Source organism: Enterococcus sp., assembly GCF_022711995.1.
In the GTDB taxonomy this organism is placed as follows: Bacteria; Bacillota; Bacilli; order Lactobacillales; family Enterococcaceae; genus Enterococcus_D.
Genome location: NZ_JALAHI010000149.1, coordinates 1 through 4,954 on the forward strand (window position 1 = coordinate 1; position 4,954 = coordinate 4,954).

The 4,954-nt window shown below is 40.9% G+C and carries 4 protein-coding genes; all 4 read right to left on the reverse strand.

The window, feature by feature from the left end; genetic code table 11:
* Positions 1-25 precede the first annotated feature (25 nt).
* Positions 26-874 carry a helix-turn-helix transcriptional regulator gene (locus Q0A12_RS14720; RefSeq protein ID WP_291293380.1) on the reverse strand — a complete coding sequence of 283 codons (849 nt, stop codon included), beginning with the start codon at positions 872-874 and terminating at the stop codon, positions 26-28.
* 134 nt (positions 875-1,008) lie between these two features.
* The gene (locus tag Q0A12_RS14725) at positions 1,009-1,710 is read right to left on the reverse strand and encodes a deoxynucleoside kinase (protein ID WP_291293381.1); all 702 of its coding nucleotides are present in this window, start codon (positions 1,708-1,710) and stop codon (positions 1,009-1,011) included.
* Positions 1,711-2,430: 720 nt separating this feature from the next.
* Positions 2,431-3,654 (reverse strand): amidohydrolase family protein, encoded by a 1,224-nt coding sequence (locus Q0A12_RS14730; protein ID WP_291293382.1) that lies wholly within the window; start codon positions 3,652-3,654, stop codon positions 2,431-2,433.
* Positions 3,655-3,670: 16 nt separating this feature from the next.
* The gene (locus Q0A12_RS14735; RefSeq protein WP_291293383.1) at positions 3,671-4,945 is read right to left on the reverse strand and encodes a citrate transporter; all 1,275 of its coding nucleotides are present in this window, start codon (positions 4,943-4,945) and stop codon (positions 3,671-3,673) included.
* Between the last annotated feature and the right edge of the window lie 9 nt (positions 4,946-4,954).

Genomic DNA, 4,954 nt, shown 5'->3' on the forward strand with positions numbered 1-4,954 from the left:
AATGAAAATACTTGCTATTAATTGATTATAACTGTTTTTTCATTTGATTGAGCTCATTGATAAGATGACGATTTTTATTGATTTTAGCAAACGCCAGTGCATCTTGAATCATTTCTAAAATAACAGAACTCGATTTTCCTAACGCTTGGGCATTTTTGGCTAATTGGGCTGCTGCTCGAGCTAAATAGTAAGTCAAATGATTTTCTGAGCAAATGTCGATCGCATAATTCAATAAAGCATTACTAGTTTCTAAATCATTTTTTTGGGCATAAAAAACACCACAATGAAAAACAATATTCAATACCCGCCAGATTTCCTCCGTTGTACGAATTTGATAGGAGTAGACTTCGCGAAAGACCTTATCGAAATAGACTTCTGCCTTTTCTAATTCTTCTTCACGAGCATAAGCCATTCCGATTCCTGTGTAAGCTAACAATTGATAGAGCGTATCCGCAGTTTTAGACATCAATAGTTGATCAAAATGAAACAGAACCTCTGTGAAAGGAGCATGGTTGAACACCATCTCAAATCCTTTCAGATAATAATACCGTGCGCTTAACTCAGTATCGACAATCATCTGTGGGTCAATTTTGTCTAAAATTTGGGCCAATTGTTGAAACTCACTGGTGATCAAAGAAAATTCAGCCTTTTCCAATTGTTCATCTAATTGCGAGTTTACGACGTTAATTGAAGAAAAAAGTTCGGCTAATGGCAGATTGATTCGATTACATAACTTGATCAATATTTTTAACGAAGGAACTTGTCCGTTATTTTCAAACCTACTCAACGTAGCTTGTGTGCAGATGCCGTCTGATAATTCTTTCTGGGACATCCCTGCAGCCTTTCGCGCTGCAATAAATTTCTCTACATTCAATTGCCTTTCCCCTCTCGCACTTCAACATTATCATATCATTATCGATATGATTTTAGCACGTTTCGTAGAAAACTGGCATCATATTTTAATAGTATTTTCCACTTTCAACGAGGTATTTTATCAGAATCACTTTTTTATGAGAAATCGCCTTTTACGACAGCCCGATGGGTTTGGTAGGTTCCTTTCACTTTTCCTGTGCGGATCTCTGCTAATTTTTCTTCAATCATTTTCATGATTTTATTCAAGTTTTGCGGATTCGCTACAAAATCAAGTTTGTCTCCGTCGATTTGCATTTTCGGGCATACATCAAAATTTTCGTACCAAGCATCATAACGTTCGTTTAATTGTCTGTAATAGTCGTATAAGGTTGGATCATTTGCTACTTGTTCATAAGAACGTCCACGTTTGCCGATTCGATCAATCATGGTCTCTAGGGAAACTTTGATATGGATCATCAGATCCGGCTGTTTCATTGGCGCAGAATCTTCCAATTCTCGCAACATCGTAGTTAATAAATTGTCGTATTGCTCAACTTCCATTGGGGAGATTCGCCCAAGATCAGCATTCAAATGAAACATCATACTATCTTCATAGATCGAACGATCGATCACATTGTCATCATGAGACAATGCTTCCCGCATTGCGAGAAAACTTTTATTTAAAAAAAAGATCTGCAGCAAAAACGCGTATCTTTCTGGATTTGAATAGAACAATGGCAATACATCATTGTCCTCAACATTTTCATAAAATGGTTTTGAAGCCATTTCCTTCGATAAATAATCGGTCAAACTGCTTTTTCCTGCTCCAATCGTTCCTGCTATCAATAACACATGCATCCATCCCTTTACTAAAATATCGTTGAGCGACCTCTGTCTCGTAAAAATTATTCCCTTATAAAGCTGGACAGCTCGTCTTTGCTTTAACTTTCAATTGCTCCTTGGAAAAATACTGATCACTCATTTCAGCCTTTTGCAACAAGACCGGCTTCCATTGAGTCATGGACAACCTCTCTAGTGTATCAAATTCATCCAGTATTTCAAGATTCCTGTCTCCCGTTTATTGCCACCTACTTTGTACCTGTTCTACTATGTTGCTAATTGCTAAACAATCATTCCACAATCCTTTCGACCAAGATATGAACAGCTGCTTGGACACTTCTGAGGCCTCGTTTTTATCCTGTTGATTTTCCTGCTGATAAAATCTAGCTCCGGTAAAACTACAAAGTCCATTCTACCGATTCTCTCAAAAAAGTAAATACTAGATATAGTGAAAAGCGCTTAAAAAATAATTAAAAAACACTATATATTGTAAAATCAAACCATTCTACTGGAAAAACCGTTTCCCATCTCAAAGACTTCTCTGCTTCTTTCAAGACAAAATAACACAGCATGGATTGTCTCCCTTATGAGAGGAAGATAATCCTGTGCTGTGTTGGTCACATATCTCTGCTCGAAGCAGTCGTTTTACTTAAAAGTTTTTTAGAAAAAAACCTGCTGTCCTATTTTCTCACTTATCAGACAGGAATTTTTTCTAAGAAAGTTGATTGCTTCCGAATGTCACCGTAAGATCTCGATATTTTTCTCGATTTTTACAGTTATCCGACCATTCTTGATGACATACACTCGTTCCGGTAAGTCAATCAATGCATTGCTTTTTGCTGTGGTATCTAATAAAACGAGATCCGCTTTTTTTCCCACAGCCAACCCATAATCGGTTAACTTCAACGCTTTGGCCGTATTTGTAGTGATCATTGGCAAAACTGTTGGCAAGTCCGCGGCACCCCCTAGATGTGCGACCGGAACAGCCAGCATGGCAATCTGAATCAAGTCCCCATTGCCATAAGGTGTAAAGGCATTACGAATGTTGTTGCTTCCTAAGCAGATATTTACACCGCCATCCCTTAATTTGCGAATAGGGGTCACTGCCCGGCGCACATTGTAAGGATCGTTTCTCGCCCCTAAATGGAGATCTGTTGCTGGTAGGGGCATGACATTGATCTCAGCTTCCGCCATCAATGAGATGACTTCTGCTAATGTTTCTGGGGGCATCGCATGCAATGCTGTCAAATGACCTACAGATACCCGTCCTTGATAACCTTCTTTGATGGTCTTCTCACACAGATAAACAATGGAGGTTTCATCTGCTTCATCGGCAAAATCTTGATGGAGGTCAATATCTTTATCAAATTGTTTGGCAATCGCAAACACCAAATCAATGTGTTCATTGGCTGGTGCATCATTATAAGGAATACCGCCTACAACGTCCGCGCCTTTTTCCATGGCTTCGATCATCATTTTATCGGTACCCGGTGCTTTGAAAATGCCTTCTTGAGGAAATGCGACGACTTGCATGTCGATCAAATCTTTGTATTCTTCTTTTAATCGCAGGATCGTATCAAAACCGGTAAATCCTTGAGCGGGATCAAACTCTGCATGGGTCCGAACAGCTGTCGTGCCATGAACGATCAGCATCTCAAGAGCTTGTTTTGCCCGTTGATAGATATCGTCTTCTGTAAAAGTAGGTTTCAATTTCGCAGTTACTGCGATGGCTTCTTGTAACGTACCGGAGTTGTTAGGCTCACGATCCGCAATCAACGCTTTATCCAAATGGATGTGGCTTTCTACAAGACCAGGAATCAGGACTCGTCCGTTGGCTTCAATCGTCTCATTTGCGGCAGTTTCGATGGTTGGTGCGATTTCGACGATCCTACCCTCGGTTATGCCGACATCCTTTAGTTCTTCTCCATCCTCGATTCTTGCCTGTTTAATTAATAAATCCATTTCATTTCCTCCTCGCTTAACCAAAAATCAAACCAATAACCAATAAAAGAACAGAAGCCAGACTTAGCCATTTCACATTTCCTTTAACTACATCCAAAATCGGGATTTGGAAGCCTGAAGATAATGCTTGCATCGTAATATTAACGAAACTCATTTGACTGCCTAAGCCCACACCCATGGTCACAAAGCCTAAAGCGATCGGTGGGAATCCTAGGGACACCGCAACGGGCAAGACAAGGGTCAGCACCGAACCTACATAGGCACCGGCTGGAACCCCAATCAAAACTCCGGTCAAAATCGCTACAGGTACCACAACGAATTCCGGTGCATTCTGTGCCACACCAGCAATGACTGCGAAGGTTCCGGTTTGCGCAATGATATTGATGAATGCCAAAAAGATCCCCACTTGAAACAGACGTGTCAAAATATACGTAGACCCATCCACCATCGCTTCCACCGATTGATTCATTGAAAAATCGGTACATAAGTAGATCAGTGCTAATGTGATCACCATGTAGACCAATGGCGTAAAGAAAACAAACCCAATCAGCTCATTGACCAGCGGCCCAAAAATCACTGAAAATAATAGGAAAATCGCGGGCAAGGTGATTTTGAACAACTGAGCATTGCTTTTTGTCTCATATTCATCCTCAGCAGAGGCTTTAAAACCAATGTGACGGCGCTTTGTTCCCCAAAATGCCAAAACAATCGCCAATAAGACGAACAGGAGCCAAAAAGGCCGCATTTCCGCCACATAGGAAGAAACACTAAAGCCGCCCAGTTTGGAAACAATACTTGATTCCAAAGAAGCTGGAGATGTTGTAAAGGAAACAGCAGCTGCTAAGGACATCGCTGCAATCAATTCCGGAACGACCCCCACTGCCGCAAAGGCTAGCGGTGCAATTACCATTGCACTGCCTCCACCGATACCGGACATATAAGTGGCTGCAGCAAGCAATACTACAATAAATGCCGAAACATATTCCACCTTGCCTTTGGTGCCTCGCTTAGCCAATGTTAAAGCCGCTGTATAGCTACCAGCTTTGAAAACGGCCATCGCCACAGCAGAATTGATGATAGGTACCGTGATGCTCAACATCGTCGGCACAGCTTCCAACAATTTTGTATTGGCTTCGGCTAAACTGATCCCACCAATGATCATGGCTATGACCCCTGCCACCAACCCGGCAATGATCATATCTACTTTTCTAAATAAAAGAACTAAAACTAAAATCAACGGAACAAGAACTAAGATGGCTTTAAATCCTGTTGGGGCAACGATTTTATCAATTGCTTCTTC